This is a genomic window from Erythrobacter sp. S267, assembly GCF_057365045.1.
Genome location: NZ_CP200298.1, coordinates 2,520,301 through 2,537,473, shown reverse-complemented (window position 1 = coordinate 2,537,473; position 17,173 = coordinate 2,520,301). Strand labels below are relative to the sequence as shown.

The window sequence follows — 17,173 nt, the reverse complement described above, 5'->3', positions numbered from 1 at the left end:
ATACATGAGCGAATGGATCGGCACGAAAATGGTCGAAGACGGCAAGAGTGCCCGCCAGCTTTTTGAAGAGGTGATGGCCAACCCCGCGCGCAAGAAATTCGGCTTTGGCGAGAAACTTGCGATTGTGAATGTCGACGTACAGCAGGCCTACACTCGCACAGATATGTTCAAGACGGCTTACGAGACTGATCCCAAACAGATCGACTATATCAACCAGATCAGTTCGCTCGCCCGCGCCAAAGGCATGCCGGTGATCTGGAGCCGCGTGGCTTACAAGGATGACGCTGCTGACGCCGGAGTCTGGGGCACACGGACCGATACGGAAGACAGCTTGCAGAACATCAAATATGGCTCAGAGCGCCACGCATTCGACCCGCGCTGCGACATCCAGCCGGACGACTTGCAATTCACAAAGCGCATGCCGAGCGTCTTTTTCGAGACGCCGCTCGCGAGCTACCTAACCTTCCACCGCGTTGACACGGTGGTGGTTACTGGTGGTTCGACCAGCGGCTGTGTTCGGGCAACAGCAGTGGATGCGCTTAGCCACGGATACCGCACCATCGTTCCGATTGAGACCTGTGCTGACAAGCATGAAAGCTATCACTTCGCCAACCTTACCGACCTTCAGCTCAAATATGCCGATGTCGAGCCTGTGCAGGCGGTGATTGACTGGCTGGAGGCGCGTTGATGCAGGAGGGCCAGCCCGATCCCGGGCTCTACGAATATCACGCCTACAAAGACCGTCCCAAGCTGGCCTGGCCGGAAGGGAAGACCTGCGCAGTCTGGGTCGCGCCGAACCTCGAATATTACGAGATCGACCCGCCCGCCAATCCGCACCGCAAAAGCTGGTCCAAGGCGCATCCCGATGTGGTCGGCTATTCTTATCGCGACCATTCCAACCGCGTGAGCCACTGGCGCATGGCCGATGTGATGAGTCGTTATGGGTTTCCCGGTTCGGTCAGTCTCTCGGTGGCCCTGTGCGACCACCACCCAGAGGTTGTCGCCGACGGCGTTGAGCGCGGCTGGGAGTTCTTCAGCCACGGCATTTACAACACGCGCTATTCCTACGGCATGTCTGAGGCTCAAGAACGCCACATTATCGAGGATTTAATTGCGACGGTCGAGCGCGCAACCGGACAGCGCATTCGCGGCTGGCTCGCTCCCGCGCTGACCCATACGCCGCGCACGCTCGACCTGCTGGCGGAGTATGACTTCACCTATACCTGCGACCTCTATCACGACGATCAGGTGCAGGATGTGAAGGTCGCCAAAGGCGCGCTCGCCTCGATCCCTTATAGTCTCGAGGTCAACGATCACTATGGCTTCAACGTCTATGGCATGTCGGGCCGCGAATATGCTGACAGTCTGATCCAGCAATTTGATCGCTTGGCAGAGGAGGGCGAGCGGACGGGTTCAGGCACGGTGATGTGCATTCCTCTCCACGCCTATCTGATCGGCCAACCGCACCGGATCGGGCCTTTCGAAGAGGCGCTTGCCCACATCGCCGCTGACCCCCGCTGCTGGAAGGCAAGAGCTGGCGAAATCGTCGATCATTGGAGGGCGGCGCAATGACCCTCCCCGACAAATACACCACCTACCCGCATCGCCGCGAAGGCTACGATCACGACTATTATGACTGGTCCAACATGCACGCGCGGGCTCCGGTCGCTTGGCCGCAAGGCAAATCGGTCGCGGTGTGGCTGTGCGTCAGCCTCGAATGGTTTCCGATTACGCCGGAGGATACACCCTTCCGCGCGCCCGGCCATATGGTCACGCCGTATCCCGACTACCGCCACTACACGGTGCGCGATTATGGCAATCGCGTCGGCGTCTGGAGGATGCTGGACGCGTTCAGATCGGCGGGCGTTAAGGCGAGCTTCGCGATCAATGCTGCGGTGGCAGAACGCTATCCGCAGCTGATCGAAGCGGTGCGCGCCGATGGTCACGAGATCATCGCGCATTCGACCGACATGAACGGCACCATCACCTCCGATCTGCCCGAAGAGGAAGAGCGCCAACTGGTCGCCGACAGCCTTTCTCGGCTGGAGAAAGCGAGCGGCGTCAAACCCAAAGGCTGGCTCTCCATCGCGCGTTCGCAAAGCTGGCGCACGGCGGATCTGCTCGCCGAGCACGGCCTCGCCTACACCTGCGACTGGGTGAATGACGAGCTGCCCTACGCCTTCAAGAACGGCCTCACCAACCTGCCGCTCAACACCGAACTGTCCGACCGCATGATCGTCGCGACGCAGCAGCATTCGGCCGAGGGCTGGGCGCAGATGATGCGGGACGCCTTCGACTGGCTGGCGGCGGAGGCCAAGGGCACGGCCTACACGAAGGGAGGCGGGCGGATGCTACCGATCCATCTGACGCCTTATATCATGGGTCTGCCCTATCGCATCGGCGCTTTGGAAGAGCTGCTGGCTGATCTGGCGGGCCGCGAGGAAGCATGGATCGCGACCGGCGAAGAGATTGTGGCGGAGTGGAAGAGCCAGCAATGATGAAAGCACGCAATCCCCGCACCGGCGAGGCGGATTACACCTTCGCGGTCACTTCCCGCGAGGAAATCGCCGCCGAGGCTGCGCGTTTGCGCGAGGCCCAACCTGCGTGGGAAGCCATAGGGGCCGAGGCACGTGCTGCCGTCCTGACGCGCTTCGCCGACGCGATGGAGGCCGCCGCTCCGCAAATCGCCGCCGCGCTCACCATCGATACCGGACGCGGCGCGGTTTCGTGGATTGAGGTACAGGGTGCGGCCGGCAATATCCGGCGCTGGGCTGTCCGCGGGCCTGAACTGTTTGCAAGGCTAGACCGTGACCCCAAACCCTCCGCAACGCCGGGCATCGAGATCGTCACCGAGTACAGTGCCTATCCGCTTTTCGGGGCGATCGCGCCGTGGAACTTCCCTGTCATCCTCAGCCATATCGACGCCGTGCCTGCCCTGATGGCGGGCTGTGCTGCGTTGGTGAAACCTAGCGAAGTCACGCCGCGTTTCGTCGAGCCGATGCGCGATGTCTTGGCGCAGGTGCCTGAACTCCCGCTCGCCTACGTCATGGGTGGGCCGGAAGTGGGCCAAGCGCTGATCGAGGAAGTCGACTATGTCTGCTTCACCGGCTCCACCGCGACAGGCCGCAAAGTGGCACAGGCCGCCGCGCGCCAGCTGATCCCCGCGAACCTGGAGCTAGGCGGCAAAGACCCGATGATCATCACCGCCAGCGCCGATCCCGAATGGGCCGCCGGTGTGGCCCTACGCGCGAGCATCGTTGCGACCGGACAAGCCTGCCAGTCGATCGAGCGGATATATGTGGCGCAGGAGATCGCGGAGCCCTTCATGGCGGCTCTGATCGCGGGCGCCGAGCAGGTTGGGATCACCCATCCTGATCCCAATACCGGGCATTTGGGGCCCTTCATCTTCCCTGCCCAAGCGGACAAGGTCCAGTCCCAGATCGACGATGCCAAAGCGAACGGTGCAAAGGTTCTCTCCGGCGGCGAAGTCGAAACCTTGGGCGGCGGCAAATATCTGCGACCTACGATCTTGAGCGGGGTCACGCCCGACATGGCGGTGATGCGGGAGGAGACCTTTGGCCCGGTTCTGCCCGTGACGGTCTATGACGATTTAGATGGCGCCATCGCCCAAGCTAACGACTCCGAATACGGCCTTTCGGCTGCGGTCTTGGCAGGGTCGCTGGAGGAGGCGGCTGCAGTCGGCGCCAAGCTCGATGCAGGCGCTATATCGCTGCAAGATGGTGCGTTGACCTCTATGGTGGGCGATGCGGCCAACGTGTCGCGCAAGGCCTCCGGATTGGGGCCGAGCCGGATGGGGGATAGCGGCATGCTGCGCTACTTGCGCGAACAGGCGATGATCCGCCAGACGGGCGATCCGTTGCCGATCCATGCCTATGCGGAAGGCCAGCAGGGGTGAGCAACCGTGCGGCTCTCGAAGCGGTGATGCCCGCCATGCTCGACCATGATGGCTGGTGGGACGGCTGGTATCGCCACTTTGACGCCGATGGCGGCTTGCTCGATGCACACAAAGTGAAAACCCATTGCGAGTTTCCCGACACGGGCGAGTGGCACTACATCCAGCACAATTGGCTTTCTTGGGAAGACGGCGAGACAGCGGTCTACGAGTTCGGCGGCAAGCTCAAAGGTGAGCGGCTTGTCTGGGATACGGATCGCTTCAGCGGCTATTGCTGGCAGACGGCCGAAGACACACTGATGCTCAAGCTGGATCGAATTGACGAGCCGGGCGCTTATTACATTGAGATGATCAACATTGCGCCCGACGGCCAGAGCCGCGCACGGACCTGGCAATGGTTCAAGGACGGGAAGCCGTGGAAGCGCACTTTGTGTGATGAATGGAGGATCGAGGCCCCATGATTTCGGCTGCAATTCTGATGGCTCTGCAAGGCATCGGCCCCGGCGAAGCGCCGCCTCCACCCGTTTCTACCTGCGACCAGCCGGTCTACATGGTGATCGAAGGCCGCACGCTCGACCGCGCACGAATGGGGCAATACGCCGCCGCAATTGCTGAGAGTGAGATCTACCAAGAGCTGGGCGGCTATTACGTCAATGTGCCCCGCCCTCTGGAGGTCTTCGAGGGCGATGTCGAGCCCGACTATGTGAACCTTACGGTCCGCTTCCCCTGTATCGAAAACGCGCGCGCCTTCTGGAACTCGAAAGTCTATCAGGAAGAGATCATCGGCATCCGGCAGGAGCCGACGAGTGCGGGCGACTACACCGTCACAATCTATGCCGAAGCGCCTTTGCGCGATGACTTGGTCGGCAAGGTCGGGGATGCGCGCTTCACCCATGATTTCTCCGACCCGGATGTCCCTCAATTGGAGGTGCCGGTGGTCGGCCCCAACGCCCCTCAAGAGCAAGCAGGAGACGCACAATGACAGTCGAACTCCAACACCCGATGAAGGCGGATGCGACGCCGGATGAGATCGCGCGCGGGCGCTTTACCTCGGGCATTCGCAGCCTGATCCTGAACGATCTCGCCGGCGATATGGCGAACGCCTATGAACGGCGTGCCGCGCCTGCTTTCCGCAAGGAGCATGGCCGCGATCCCGAGACCAGCCGCGAGGCGCATCAGGCGCTGCGCGGCGACCCGGCCTTCAACATCTACTCCGCCATGCGTGTGCAGGCGCAAAAGATGGTCTGGGCGAGCGTCGCCGACAGCGTTGAGCGCGAAGCCGACCGGCTCGCAGCAGAGGCTGCTAAAGCGAGCGGTGCAGCAGGCTCGCTCACCCTCAACCCCGATCTCGACGTGCCCAAGAACGTCCACGCGATCGACGTCCACCTGATGCCGGGCAGCTACACGCGCGGGGCGGACTCGCTTGAAGCAGGCGCGGTCTATGACCGGGGCCTCGCCGTGTTCTCGATGGGGCTGATGGGCGCCAATCTGGACGATATCGGCCTCTCGATGAGCCAGTATATCAAGCAGCGCTTCCCTGACTTCGCGCCCAAACGCATCCTCGATACCGGCTGCACCATCGGCCATAACACGCTGCCGTGGAAGCAGGCCTATCCGGAGGCCGAAGTGGTTGCGATTGACGCTGCTCCCGGCCCGCTCGCATACGGCTCAGCGCGCGCGAAGATGCAGGGACAGGCGGTCGATTTCCGACAGATGTGCGCCGACGATCTGGCCTTTGAGGATGAAAGCTTCGACGTCGTGTGGTCGAGCATGTTCCTCCATGAACTGTCAAAGAAGCAGCGCGCCAAGTGCTTCGAGGAGGCCCACCGCGTGCTCAAGCCCGGCGGGCTGGTCGTCCATATGGAACTGCCGCCCAACGCCCAGATGGGCGCGTTTGAGGGCTTCTACCTCGACTGGGACAGCTATTATAACAACGAGCCCTATTACAAAGGCTACCGCGACGAAGTGCCGGTGGAAATTTGCGAGCGGGCGGGCTTTGGCGCCGATGATTTCTTCGAATTCGTCGTGCCCTCCATCGGCATCTATGGCGAGGATGCGGTGCGCGAAGCCGCGAGCGGTGACCGCGCTGAAGGCGTTGGCCAGCAGACGACAGGACGCCTCGCCGAAGGGGTCATGTGGTATGGCTATGGAGCGTTTAAGCGATGAGCGAGAAGCTGCGCCCCGAAGACGCCCCGCCCAGCCTTTACGACGATCAGGGCAACCCGCGTTTCTTCGCCGATCCCGGCATGGATCGTTTTGTTGCGGTGGTGCTGAACCTCGCGCAAGAAGTCTGGGTTCAGGAGGAGCGTCTGCTTGCGCTTGAGGAAACCAAGAGCGGCCAGCCAGTCGACAAAGAAGCGAAGGTGAAGGAATTCATCGACCGCGTCTTTGCGCCGGTCCGGGAGGCATGAGCGCTATGAAAGCATGGGAAATCGGACCGCGTGGGGGCATAGAGAGCCTGCGCATGGTCGAACGCGACGCGCCTGTGGCGGGCGAGGGCGAGGTCCTTGTCTCTGTGATCGCTGCAGGGCTCAACTACCGCGACCTGATGATACTGCGAGGGGCATACGGTACCGACCTGCCCGAGGATCGCATTCCGCTGACCGATGGTGTCGGCGTGATCGAGGCTTTGGGCGAGGGTGTCTCTGGCTTCGAAGTGGGCGACCGTGTGGTTGCGGCGAATTTTGTCGATTGGGATCCGGAAGCGGGCTTTGGCTTCCACATCTTCGGGCGCGATGTCGGCGTCACGATGGATGGCTGGCTCGCCGAGAAAGTGGTCCTCCCCGCCAAGGCCGCGATTAAGGTGCCCGAGAGCGTCAGCGATGCGGCGGCGGCGACGCTGGCTGTGGTCGCGGGGACGGTATGGCACGCCATGGTCGCCTTCGGAGAAGCTGCTCCCGGCAAGCTGGTGCTGGCGCAAGGCACGGGCGGTGTCTCGATCTATGCGCTGCAACTCGCCAAGGCGCTCGGCTGCGAATTTGCGATCACGTCTTCGTCCGACGAGAAGCTCGCCAAAGCGCGCGAGATGGGCGCGGATTACACCATCAATTACAAGGACCGGCCCGATTGGGGCGCGGCTTTGTTGGAGGCCACAGGCGGACGCGGCGCGGATGTCGTTGTCGACACGATTGGCTTCGGCGAGTTTGAGCAGACTCTCACTGCTACCGCTGTCGAAGGCCGCATCGGGACACTGGGCGCTCTCTCCGGGTCCCCGCAAGACAAGGGTGATTTTGGCCAAGGCGCGATCCTCGGCAAGAACATCACCATCAAGGGCATCACCAGCGGGCATCGCGGGATGTTTGAAGCGGCGCTCAAAGTGATGGGCGAGAAGGGCGTCGAAACCCTCGTCGACCGGAAATTCTTCATCGACGATGCGCGCGCGGCCTACGAGCATCTCGAAAGCGGCGCGCATATGGGCAAGGTTATGGTGCAGGTGGCTGAGCAGCGCTCTACGCCCAGAGAATGAAGCGCGACTAGAGCGCGGTTAGTCTGCCAAGTATTGCGCCGGGCTGGACGCCATCAGCGCTCTAGCTCAACGAGCTCGTACCGGTTCATCATATACCCATCGATTGAGCCATAGACGAGAACGCTGTCCTCATTGGCCGTCACCCACATGTCGAAATCGGGGTGCCGCGTGCCGCCCATGCCTTCGTCGCTTTCATCGACATAGCGATAGTGGCGGCATTGGAAGGTTCCGGCTTCAACTGTCCTCGCCTCCTCGCCGACATATTCCATCGTCATTTCGAGATAGGCGATCTGGGGTGCACTCGCTCCGCGATGGTCGGGGGAGGGAAGATAAAATTTGAGCCGCCGCTTGTGAGGGCCTTGGCTGACATCCATCAGCCGCGTGGTAAAGCCATCGCCGACAACCGGATGCGTTCCGAACGCGTCGAACTCGACCGCGTCCTGGCTTTCCGAATTGCGCCCGATCGAAGGCCCATGGCTTTCGCATAGAATCTTGCCGTTCTCTGCGTCATACGCCATCCATCCCGAGCCTAGGAATTCATCGCCCAATGTCAGGTGGACGAGCAAGTTCTTGGGTTTGCGATCCGGGCCGATATGACAGGTGATGTTACGCAGGACGGTGGGATCGGGCTCCTCAATCTCGCATTGGGCGGTCATGATAATTGAGCCATCTGCGTGGTGCGAAAAGTTGAACCATTCGCGCCCCCGCTCTTGCCCTTCCATCCCCGGTTTCATTGAGGAATAGCGGATTTTGCCGCGAACATTGCGGTGTTTCATTAGATCACTCCGGCCTTGATCAGACGCTCGATCACTTCGTCCTGTGCGCGGTTGAAATAGGCGCGGTCAGGGATGGTGGGTTCGCCCCCTTCCATCATACCATCCGGTCCGCGGAACGGCTCGGCAGCGGCGGCATAGGCTTCAGCAAACAGAGCCGGGCGCTGGCGGGCGAGGTAGTTCGTCATTGCGGTGGTCCGGCGCGCCTCGCGCGATGCGCCAAGGTCGATGGGGGCAAAGGCGGTAAAGGTCTCTCCGTCGCCTGACTGCGCCACGACGCGGCCCTTCCAGTCGACGACTTGACTGTTCCCCTCCGCGCTCGAAAGCGGCATCGGTGTGCCAGAGATTCCAGCGGTGTTGGCGCTGACGACATAGGCGAGGTTTTCAAACGCGCGCGCCTGCTTCGCGATGTCCTTGTTGGTGGCAATGGGCGAGCCGACTTCGCTGGAGGAATGGCAGAATATCTCTGCCCCTCGCAGCGCCAGAGCGCGTGCGATTTCGGGGTAGAGGATCTCCTCTGAGGCGATCGCTGCAAGGTTGCCGATTTCGGTCTTCGCGACCGGGAAGACGCCTTCCAGACCGTAAGTGTCGAGATATTTCTCCCACACGTCATGCGGGCTCGGCGCATACATCGACAAGAGGCGGCGATAGCGCAGCACCACGTCTCCTGAAGGCGCGACGATGAAGCAGGATTGGAAGTAAAAGTCCGGAAAGGCCGGATCGCTCTCGTAGGCGTTGCCGGCCAAGAACGTGCCGAGGTTCTGCGCGACTGTGCCCAAAGCCTCATATTCCGGCCCGTCTGGTGCCCATCCGACCCGCTCTGCGAAATCGGGGATCGAGATGCGCCCGGGATAGGAGGTGAAGAGATATTCGGGCAGCACCACTAGCTTGACCGGCTTGCCCGTATATTGCGCGACGAAGATGGACGAGGTGCGGATCGCGCCTTCGATCTCGGCAATATGATCAAGCATCGCGGCGCGCGCGGCGGTTGTGTCAGGCAACTGCTCCAGCGAGCGCGCAGTCAACTGCATCGCCATCGCGCAGTAGGTGGAGGTGTCGGTCAAATTCTCAGTCTCCTGTGCCCGCAAAGGTGTGTTTGCCGCGATGGCCGTGATCGCGCCTGCTACAAGAGCCCGCCTGCGGTCGAGCTCGAAATTCACTTACAGCTCCAAACTGCCAGGGTTCATCAATCCCTTTGGGTCGACTTGGGCCTTCAGCGCTTTGAGCATATCCCATCCAGCGGCGTCGTGGCTCGCTTTCAAGGGATAGCTGCGCGCAATCTGCAGGTGGATCGCGCCCATCTCGCGGAAAATGTCGATCACCTGCGCGCGCAGTTCCATCACCAGCGCGCTGGCTTCCGGATTGTCGGGTGCGGCTTCCAGCTTTGCCATATGGTCAGCCTCTACCGCTTCGTGGTGGAGCGGGTTGTGCTCGCCCGGCCAGAAGAAAACTGGCTCGATCAGGCAGGAAGAGCGGCCGGTCGCGGCGATTAGCGCGCCGGTTTCAACGCCAAGATGCTCCATGGCAGGAGAGTTTTGCGCCCAAAGGGCTTGCAGCCGCTCCCACGCCTCGATCAGCTTGGAATGTGGCAAGAAACCGTGAACCGGAACCCAGCGTTCGCCATTGGGGCCGAGAATTGAATTGGGCGGTGGGAATGGGTTGGCGCGCAGGATTTTTGGGATCGAGTTTTCGACCACTTTTCCGCCTGCATCGCGCACAATCTCCTCAATCCGCTTCATGTCTGCATCGACGCCGCCCTGATGGCGACCCTCTGACACGCAATGCAGGCTGAAAGGCACGTCGTCGAGGAACGAACGCCCTGCAAGCGCAACCTTCGCGCCTTCCTTCATCGCCTTGAACACGCCGCCCGTTTTGACCTGATCCTTGACCATATTGCCAAGCTGCTTGGCGTCCTTCATCAGCGTGTCGCGCTTCATCCGCTGGGCTTGCAGGAAGGGGTCAAAAGCGAAGCTTTCCGCCGCCAATTCCTCGCGCGCAATCGCGCTCATCGCGGTTAGAAGCGCGTCATGCGTGTCGAAGCTGAAAGAGCCATAGGCAAACGCAGTCGCCTCGCGCACCAGTTTCAGCGTCACCCGCGCCTTGACGCCGAAAGCTCCGCAATCGGCAGCAAAGATACCGGTCAGGTCAGGGCCGAAGGGGCGGAAGAATTCGGAGCCTGTGGAGAGGATCGTGCCGTCTGCCAGCACAACATCCATGCTGATCGCGCTGTCCACCGCGCTGCCATTGCGCGCGCCCCAAAAGAGCCCGTTCTGGCTCATCCCGCCGCCGACCGTGGCGCGGATGCCGGAGAGGGTGCCCCAAGCATATACGCGCAGACCTTTGGGCTGGAGTGTTCGGTGGAGCTTGTCCCAGCTGACGCCTGCTTCGACCGTAACGGTCATGTCCTCTTCGTTGATGTCAAGGATCTGGTCGAGGCCGCCTGTGTCCACCAGCAGATGCGGGCCACCTTCATAGAGATAGCCGCTGGTATAGCTCATCCCCCCGCCGCGCGGGACGATGGCGATGCCTGCCTTGGTTGCCGCTTCGACGCCTGCGGCCAGTTCCTCGACACTTGAAGGGCGGAAGACGCCGAGCGGCTCCGCGCCGCGTGACAGCACATCATGGCTGAACAGCGCGAGGTTCTTAGCATCGTCCAACAGCGAGGGCGCACTGACGGCAGAGCGAACAGGGGCGAGCGGGTTGTCATTGGCTAGGGTGGCCATCAGGCGGGCTCCATTGCGGGGGAAGGAGGTTCGGTTTCAGCTTCAGGGAAGCTCTCGGGATATTTGCCGAGCAACAGCAATATGCCGCCGCCCACTATGAACATGCCGATCGATATCTCAAGCATCGGGTCATAGGTTCCTGTGCGGTCGTAAACTTGCGCATAGATCACAGGCGAGGCGGCGCTGAACAGGCCGAATGGCATGTAGAGCATGCCGTAAATCTTGCCGTAATTGGCCATCCCGAAATACCGTCCAGTGAGATAGGCGATGAGATCGCTCTCCGCTCCAGCCGCAAATCCCAGCAGGAACCCGGCGAGCGCGGCCCACATGAACGGTAGGCTATCCCCCAGCAGCAGCCACGCAGAAATCGCAGGCAGGCAAAGCAGCGGGAAAGCGACAAAACCCTGCCAGAACCGGTCGAGCAAAGCGCCGGTAATCAGTCGTCCGGCAAAAATGCCGATGCCCAGAATGCCCATGACACTCGCAGCGGTTTCCGCATCCACACCGCGCAGTCGCAGCATGGTTGGCATGTTGATGAAGGCGCCTCCGAATGCGGCCGCAATCAGCGCGATGGAGATCCATATGATGTAGAAACGATAATCCTTCAGCGCCGCTCCTAGCGTCACTCCGGTAAGGTTGCCCGTGTCGCTCTCAATCGCTTTGGGACGCTCGTCAGGGTGCGGCTCGCGGAACAGGAAATAGGCGATGACAAGCGCAATGGCCGGGAAGATCGCGACACCTGCAAACATCGATCGCCAGCCATAGGCCTGGATCAGCTCCACCGCGACGCGCGGGATTATCATGGCGGCAAGGCTGGTCCCCATCAGCAGGATCCCGAGCGCGAGCCCGCGATGTTTATAGAACCACAGATTGATCGCTCGGCTCCACGTGACCGGGGTTGAGCCGATACCGACCAGCCCCACGGCCACCCAGAACCCGTAATAGATGTAGAGCGTCTGGGCCGTATTCTCGGTCGGAGTGAGGGAAATTGCCGCGAACGCCACGCCAAAAGCGAAGAGTGACCAGAGCGCGACGGGACGCACGCCATAACGGTCCGCCATCCAGCCAAAGACGGGCGCGAGGAAGCTCGCGATCACACCGAACAGAGTGATGGGGAGAAGGATCTGCGTCTGGCTCCACCCAAATTCGGCCTGAAGCGGTTCTGCGGTGAAGCCGATGACGTTGTAGGGAATGGGTGAGGCACCACACATGACGCCAAAGACACCTGCGAGCAGAACCGCCCAGCCCTTCGAAAATTCGTTCGGGCCTTTGTCTTGATCCCCAGTCGCGTTCACTCAGTCTCTCCCTCAAGCTCAGTCCCGCGCCATATCACATTTGGCAGCAGAGCGTCGTCCCATGCATCGGGCCAATCCCGCGCAGCGCGCACGATGACGAGGCCCTTGTCCGGCATCACGTAAGTGCGCTGGCCGCCATGGCCGTGGAAGATGATGACTTGGCTGCTTGCAAACGCCTCGCTTTGCCACGGGACTAGTGGAACCCCCGGAGGACGCTCTCCGCCGATGCGTTGGTTGTGGACCCAGACCTGATAGCCGTAGCCGGGATATGCGGGTGAGGGCGCGATCATCTCCGCAAGCCAGCTTTCGGGGACGATTTGCTCACCCTGATAGCGACCGCCGCTCACAAACAGCTCGCCCAGCCGCAGCCAGTCGATGGGGCGAGAAAGGATGCAGCAGCTGGTCAGCACCAATCCACCCTCGCGGTCGAGTGGCATTGCAGCGGTGCGCAGGCCGAGGGGCTTCCACAAGCGCTCGGACAGCATGGTCTCATATTCAATCCCGCTCGCGCGTTCGAGGATGACGCCAATCAGCTGGTTGACCTGATTGTTGTAATCGAACGCGGTTTCCGGCTCGTCCGTCAGCTCCAACGAAAACAGCAGCTGCGTAAAGTCGCTCCCAAGCGAGTGCCGTACAATCGGGTTTTCTGGTGTGACGGCATAGCCAAAGCCGTCATCGCCCTGCTCCAGACCTGCCGACATCCACAGCATCTGGCGGATGGTGATATCTCCCCGCGCCTGTCCGGCCCATTCGGTGAGGTATGTGCCGACCGGGTCATCGACCGAGGCAATCTCACCGCGATCAATCGCGATCCCGACCAGCATAGCGAGCACGGTTTTGGACATGCTCTGCGGGTTGAAACGTGTGTCGCGCTTCGTGCCTTGCCAATAGCGCTCGAAAACCAGCTCGCCGTCACGAGCGACAAGCAGAGCGGTAGAGTTCTGCGTCTCGGCCCAACCGGCCGCTGCGTTGAGAGCGGTGGGCGCGATGCCCGCGGCCTCGGCAGTGGTTGTCTCGACGGGTGCCTCTGCGCCCGGAACCTGCGCCACGGGATCATACCATTCGGTCGGGATGGTGAGCGGCTCGTATCCACCGCCGAGCATGCTCTGCCAGCGACGGTCGAACTCCGGATCGCCGGTTGATTGCGCGGCCAGAGGAGTGGCGACGAGAGCGGCGCCGATCAGGGCGCTTAGGCTAAGGCGCATCATAGAACTCCGTCAGACTGCCATCGGGATCGCGCACGGCGAAGAGGCGGGTGGGAATGGTGCTGGCGGAGAGCGCGGCGATAGTCACGCTTTCGCCTTCATACTCTGCATCGACCCCGCACTCCTCTAGCACCCCACGATAGGCGTCGAAGTCGCGCACCGGATAGCGGACCGAGATGATCCCGAAATTGGGCGGAGAGGCGTGGGCGGCGAAATTGCGCCCTTCAAAGCCGACAAACTGCATCACCTCGATCCGCCCTGTCTCGCCCGGCAGGATCGGCTGGGCGACAGCAGCGCGTCGTTCGAGCGTCGTTGCAAGATTGGCGGGGACGGAGAAATTGTTTGAGCGCGGCTCGGGATCGGTGAAGGGGGCGTCGAACAGGACGTCGAACCCCAAAGTGTCGCGGTAGAAGGTCAACGCCTTGGGCTGGTCCGCGACCATGCGCATTGTGTTGAAGGCCTGGCTCAATCGGCCGATTGGAAAGTCGGTGAAAGGCGGATTCTCGCGCTGGTAGAGCGCGTAGCTCACCCCGTGCGGGCCGCGCACCACGACATTGACGAGGTCCGATCCGCCGAAGCTGAAACGATAGGGTTCGCTCTCCGCCCACCATCCACGCGCAAGGGCTGCGTCGAACAGGGCCTGCGTGTCCTCGCTTCGCAGCATGATCGAGAAGATGCCGCCGGTGTCCCAAGGACGCGCTGCCGGACGGATGGGGCGTTGCTCGCCCGCATTGTCAAAGCGGATGAAGCGGATGCAGCCGGTTATCGCTTCTGCGGCGCAGATCTTTCGGTACTGGGCAGAGGCTTGCATCGGCAGTTGCCAATAGGCAATCTCACTTGCCGAAACAGCGCCCGCGCTCACTTCGCGCCAGCCGCCATCTTCGATGAGCCATTCAGCGCTGCTGTCCAAATCCGCGACGCTCACAACGACTTCGGACCACGGTTCCACTCCGTAGTCCGAGGCTGATTCAGCGGTAAGAGGAGAAGCGGCGGCGGCGGTAAGAGCCACCGCCGCCGTCACTTTGTGTAGCATCAGAAGTCGAACTTCGCCCGGATCGTCCAGGTGCGAGGCGGGTTCAGGTAGCTGTAATTGGCGAGTGCCGATTCCACCGCTTCTTGGTCGAAGCAGTTTTTGCACTCCGCAATCAGCGACCACCCGGCAATCGAGCTCAAAGTCAGCGATGCGTTGACGATCCAGCGGTCCTCACTGAACGAGCCAGAGGCTGGAACAATCGGATTGCCTTGACCCAGCGAGTTCGCCGGGAAGGTTGCGCCGCTCGGGCCCGTCACCGTACCATCGAACAAAGTCACTTCGCTGGTGCCAGTCTCGCTCTCGCTGCGCCAATTTGCGTTGACCGAAGGTGTAAGCGTCAGGTCACCAAGCTCAGCGTCGTAGGTCATGCCCAAAGCGACAGTCCAATCCGGCGTGCGCACCGGCTCTGCAATCGAACCATCCGGGGCAACGATACCCACGCCGCAAGCCGCAGCGCCATCCGCACCGGCGGTGTTGGGTAGAAGGCCGGCGGCAAGCTGCGTCAGGCAGTCAGCCTGCTGAGCGGCGACCGATTGCACGCCGAATTCATCCAAGGCGGGCGCGTTGGCGTCGATATTGTACTTGTCGTCCTGATAGCCAATAGCGGCAAAGATATTGAGGCCATCGACGGGGACAGTCGTAATTTCGACCTCCAGACCCTTGTTCTCGTAATCCGCAAAGTTGCGGGTGATGAAAGCGAGCGATCCATCACCACGAACGAAGGCTGAAGGCGTCTGAAGGTCAGAGACATCGAGATAGAAAGCCGTAACGTTCAAGCGCAAAAGGCGATCAAACAGCTCTGTCTTGGCGCCCGCTTCATAGCTCCAAGCGGTTTCTGGACCAAAGGGCAGAAGCTCTGCCGGGTTGGTGCCACGCGCATTCCACCCACCTGACTTAAAGCCGCGCGTGGCGCTGGCGAACAACAGGACGTCCGGATTGACCTCGTAGTTGATCGCAAAGCGCGGCGTCCACAAATCGACCGATTGCGTGGTTGGAATGGCGAGCCCATTGGTCGCGGTGAGGTTTGCGGTATCAATGCAGGTCGAGGGACCAAATTGCGCTGCCGCCTGACACAGGCCGCCGCCAATTCGCGGACGGTTGTCACGGATGGCGAAGGTTTTCTCTTCGTCAGTGTAGCGAATACCCGCCGTCACCGTCAGAGCGTCAGTCAAGTTGAAGTCGGCTTGCAAATAGCCAGCCCAAGCCTCTGCCGTGTTCTCAATCACGCGGTCAGCAAGAACCAGTGGGAAGCCGTCAGGCGGCGGTCCACCTGGGCCGAGGTTCAGGGAGAAAATATCGCCGAAATCGGTGCGGTTGTCCTCATCAAAATAGAACACACCGCCGACCACATCGATAAAGCCATTGGCGATCGAGCCGTTGAACTTGATCTCTTGCGTGAATTGCGTGTGCTCGCCTTCATTGGCGATGGTGAAGCCTCCGAAGGTAAAGCCAGTGACGGCTGGCACTGGGTTCGCGGTGCTTGGCAGGCCGCGCCCATCGGCAAAGTCGAGCGCGAAATCCTGTTTGATGTCGACGAAGCCGGTGATGATGTTCACCGTCCAGTCGTCTCCAATCCCAATCTCCAGATTGCTTGAGACGAAGTCCATCGTCGCTTCGTTGCCGAGGCCGAAATTGGCTTTGTCTCCAGTCAAAAGCGGACCGAAAACAGGGCTCACGAAATTGCCGTCTCGGGTCAGGCCCGTCGAGACAAAGCGGCCATCACAATTGGTGGGATCTGCTGGGTCGCAGTCGAAATTCAAGATATTGGCTGCATCGGCATATGTGTGGATGTAAGAGCCGGTCCAGCGCACGCTGTCTGACAATTCTCCGCGAAGGCCCAGACGCACGCCCCAGCCATCGCTTTCATTGGTACGCTCACCTGTGGTGCTGTTGATCGCGTAACCTTCGTCGTCCTGATAATAGCCCGAGACCTTCACTGCGAAAGTGTCCGCCAAAGGAATGTCGAGCGAGGCGCGGGCCATCACCCGCTCATAGGCACCATAGCCAATCTCAGCGAAGCCGCCAAAGTCATCACCCGGCTCTGCAAGAAAGACGTTCACCGCACCGCCGGTTGTGTTGCGACCAAACAATGTGCCCTGCGGACCGCGCAAAACCTCAACCCGGTCGACATCGAAGAAGGACAGGTTGTTGGCGTTCTGACGCGAGAGATAGATATCGTCGACATAGGTGCCGATTGGCGGATCGAAGGTCGCGATTGACTCCGTGTTGCCGATGCCGCGCAGATAGTAAGCGTTGGCTGTGCCGAGGCCGGTATTGTTCAGACCGACAAGGTTTGGAACAAAAGCCGCCACTTCCAGCGCATTGGAAATCCCGCGCGCCTCCAATTGTTCGCCAGAGAAGGCGGTAATCGCGATGGGAACGTCCTGAACGCTTTCCTCGCGCCGCTGGGCGGTCACGATGATCGATCCGACGCCGCGCTGCTCCTCTGCGGCCTCTTCCTCCCCATCCTGCGCCGCGGCGGCGGTGGGGAACGCTGCTAGAGCAATGACCGAAGTCATACCAAGCAGAGCCAGTTTCGTCTTATCAGTGGGGATCATGAAACGCTTTCCTTCCTCTGGTCGAAAGTAGTGGGGCCGACTTTGCGCCGGTCTGTCCTCCTGCATTCCATGCAAATTTGTCCGGACAACCTCTTGCTTGTCAAGCGAAGAAGTGCAATTTGTCCGGACAAATTGAATGAACCTGTCGCTTTTCGTGCCGTTTGAGCAACACTTTTGCGCTCGACCCTTTTGGTTTGTTAGGGGGCG

16 protein-coding genes are annotated in these 17,173 nt (G+C 61.0%); 9 read left to right on the top strand and 7 right to left on the bottom strand.

Annotated elements, in window-relative coordinates; all coding sequences use genetic code 11:
• Positions 1–4: 4 nt before the first annotated feature.
• Genes AC0V6X_RS11865 through AC0V6X_RS11825 form a run of 9 tightly spaced genes read left to right on the top strand, consistent with a single transcriptional unit; the run spans position 5 to position 7,379 of the window.
• Positions 5–688, top strand: coding sequence for an isochorismatase family protein (locus tag AC0V6X_RS11865; protein WP_486184752.1), 684 nt, complete (start codon positions 5–7; stop codon positions 686–688).
• On the top strand, positions 688–1,572 hold the full coding sequence (locus AC0V6X_RS11860) for a polysaccharide deacetylase family protein (RefSeq protein WP_486184751.1): 885 nt from the start codon (positions 688–690) through the stop codon (positions 1,570–1,572). Before AC0V6X_RS11865 ends, AC0V6X_RS11860 begins: the two co-directional genes overlap by 1 nt.
• Positions 1,569–2,498 (top strand): polysaccharide deacetylase family protein, encoded by a 930-nt coding sequence (locus AC0V6X_RS11855; RefSeq protein WP_486184750.1) that lies wholly within the window; start codon positions 1,569–1,571, stop codon positions 2,496–2,498. Before AC0V6X_RS11860 ends, AC0V6X_RS11855 begins: the two co-directional genes overlap by 4 nt.
• Positions 2,495–3,916 (top strand): aldehyde dehydrogenase family protein, encoded by a 1,422-nt coding sequence (locus AC0V6X_RS11850; protein ID WP_486184749.1) that lies wholly within the window; start codon positions 2,495–2,497, stop codon positions 3,914–3,916. Before AC0V6X_RS11855 ends, AC0V6X_RS11850 begins: the two co-directional genes overlap by 4 nt.
• Positions 3,913–4,374: a hypothetical protein gene (locus AC0V6X_RS11845; RefSeq protein ID WP_486184748.1), complete on the top strand. Its 462-nt coding sequence runs from the start codon at positions 3,913–3,915 to the stop codon at positions 4,372–4,374. Before AC0V6X_RS11850 ends, AC0V6X_RS11845 begins: the two co-directional genes overlap by 4 nt.
• Positions 4,371–4,895 (top strand): DUF1330 domain-containing protein, encoded by a 525-nt coding sequence (locus AC0V6X_RS11840; RefSeq protein WP_486184747.1) that lies wholly within the window; start codon positions 4,371–4,373, stop codon positions 4,893–4,895. Before AC0V6X_RS11845 ends, AC0V6X_RS11840 begins: the two co-directional genes overlap by 4 nt.
• Positions 4,892–6,079, top strand: a complete 1,188-nt coding sequence (locus tag AC0V6X_RS11835) for a class I SAM-dependent methyltransferase (protein WP_486184746.1) — start codon at positions 4,892–4,894, stop codon at positions 6,077–6,079. Before AC0V6X_RS11840 ends, AC0V6X_RS11835 begins: the two co-directional genes overlap by 4 nt.
• Entirely contained in the window at positions 6,076–6,324 is a 249-nt protein-coding gene (locus AC0V6X_RS11830) for a hypothetical protein (RefSeq protein WP_486184745.1), read from the top strand. Before AC0V6X_RS11835 ends, AC0V6X_RS11830 begins: the two co-directional genes overlap by 4 nt.
• Positions 6,321–7,379 (top strand): zinc-dependent alcohol dehydrogenase family protein, encoded by a 1,059-nt coding sequence (locus AC0V6X_RS11825; protein WP_486184744.1) that lies wholly within the window; start codon positions 6,321–6,323, stop codon positions 7,377–7,379. The genes AC0V6X_RS11830 and AC0V6X_RS11825 overlap by 4 nt, the downstream gene beginning before the upstream one ends.
• Before the next feature lie 53 nt (positions 7,380–7,432).
• On the opposite strand, the gene AC0V6X_RS11820 is transcribed toward AC0V6X_RS11825, so the two are convergent.
• From AC0V6X_RS11820 to AC0V6X_RS11790, 7 genes are read right to left on the bottom strand one after another with little or no spacing between them, the layout of a single operon-like run.
• Positions 7,433–8,155 carry a hypothetical protein gene (locus AC0V6X_RS11820; RefSeq protein WP_486184743.1) on the bottom strand — a complete coding sequence of 241 codons (723 nt, stop codon included), beginning with the start codon at positions 8,153–8,155 and terminating at the stop codon, positions 7,433–7,435.
• Complete coding sequence (locus AC0V6X_RS11815; protein ID WP_486184742.1) at positions 8,155–9,312, bottom strand: nitrilase-related carbon-nitrogen hydrolase; 1,158 nt, start codon at positions 9,310–9,312, stop codon at positions 8,155–8,157. Before AC0V6X_RS11815 ends, AC0V6X_RS11820 begins: the two co-directional genes overlap by 1 nt.
• The gene (locus tag AC0V6X_RS11810; RefSeq protein WP_486184741.1) at positions 9,313–10,875 is read right to left on the bottom strand and encodes an FAD-binding oxidoreductase; all 1,563 of its coding nucleotides are present in this window, start codon (positions 10,873–10,875) and stop codon (positions 9,313–9,315) included.
• Positions 10,875–12,170 (bottom strand): MFS transporter, encoded by a 1,296-nt coding sequence (locus AC0V6X_RS11805; protein WP_486184740.1) that lies wholly within the window; start codon positions 12,168–12,170, stop codon positions 10,875–10,877. The genes AC0V6X_RS11810 and AC0V6X_RS11805 overlap by 1 nt, the downstream gene beginning before the upstream one ends.
• Positions 12,167–13,375 (bottom strand): serine hydrolase domain-containing protein, encoded by a 1,209-nt coding sequence (locus tag AC0V6X_RS11800; protein ID WP_486184739.1) that lies wholly within the window; start codon positions 13,373–13,375, stop codon positions 12,167–12,169. Before AC0V6X_RS11800 ends, AC0V6X_RS11805 begins: the two co-directional genes overlap by 4 nt.
• The gene (locus AC0V6X_RS11795) at positions 13,365–14,408 is read right to left on the bottom strand and encodes a VOC family protein (RefSeq protein ID WP_486184738.1); all 1,044 of its coding nucleotides are present in this window, start codon (positions 14,406–14,408) and stop codon (positions 13,365–13,367) included. The genes AC0V6X_RS11800 and AC0V6X_RS11795 overlap by 11 nt, the downstream gene beginning before the upstream one ends.
• A complete protein-coding gene (locus tag AC0V6X_RS11790) occupies positions 14,408–16,966 on the bottom strand; it encodes a TonB-dependent receptor (protein WP_486184737.1) in 2,559 nt (852 codons plus the stop codon). Before AC0V6X_RS11790 ends, AC0V6X_RS11795 begins: the two co-directional genes overlap by 1 nt.
• Positions 16,967–17,173 lie beyond the last annotated feature (207 nt).

What these genes read in the sequence shown, in the direction of transcription:
- AC0V6X_RS11850 (WP_486184749.1), top strand. Translation starts at nt 2,495, where the DNA reads ATGATGAAAGCACGCAATCCCCGCACCGGCGAGGCGGATTACACCTTC.
- AC0V6X_RS11795 (WP_486184738.1), bottom strand. Translation starts at nt 14,408, where the DNA reads ATGCTACACAAAGTGACGGCGGCGGTGGCTCTTACCGCCGCCGCCGCT.
- AC0V6X_RS11865 (WP_486184752.1), top strand. Translation starts at nt 5, where the DNA reads ATGAGCGAATGGATCGGCACGAAAATGGTCGAAGACGGCAAGAGTGCC.
- AC0V6X_RS11790 (WP_486184737.1), bottom strand. Translation starts at nt 16,966, where the DNA reads ATGATCCCCACTGATAAGACGAAACTGGCTCTGCTTGGTATGACTTCG.
- AC0V6X_RS11830 (WP_486184745.1), top strand. Translation starts at nt 6,076, where the DNA reads ATGAGCGAGAAGCTGCGCCCCGAAGACGCCCCGCCCAGCCTTTACGAC.
- AC0V6X_RS11825 (WP_486184744.1), top strand. Translation starts at nt 6,321, where the DNA reads ATGAGCGCTATGAAAGCATGGGAAATCGGACCGCGTGGGGGCATAGAG.
- AC0V6X_RS11810 (WP_486184741.1), bottom strand. Translation starts at nt 10,875, where the DNA reads ATGGCCACCCTAGCCAATGACAACCCGCTCGCCCCTGTTCGCTCTGCC.
- AC0V6X_RS11855 (WP_486184750.1), top strand. Translation starts at nt 1,569, where the DNA reads ATGACCCTCCCCGACAAATACACCACCTACCCGCATCGCCGCGAAGGC.
- AC0V6X_RS11820 (WP_486184743.1), bottom strand. Translation starts at nt 8,155, where the DNA reads ATGAAACACCGCAATGTTCGCGGCAAAATCCGCTATTCCTCAATGAAA.
- AC0V6X_RS11835 (WP_486184746.1), top strand. Translation starts at nt 4,892, where the DNA reads ATGACAGTCGAACTCCAACACCCGATGAAGGCGGATGCGACGCCGGAT.
- AC0V6X_RS11800 (WP_486184739.1), bottom strand. Translation starts at nt 13,375, where the DNA reads ATGCGCCTTAGCCTAAGCGCCCTGATCGGCGCCGCTCTCGTCGCCACT.
- AC0V6X_RS11860 (WP_486184751.1), top strand. Translation starts at nt 688, where the DNA reads ATGCAGGAGGGCCAGCCCGATCCCGGGCTCTACGAATATCACGCCTAC.
- AC0V6X_RS11840 (WP_486184747.1), top strand. Translation starts at nt 4,371, where the DNA reads ATGATTTCGGCTGCAATTCTGATGGCTCTGCAAGGCATCGGCCCCGGC.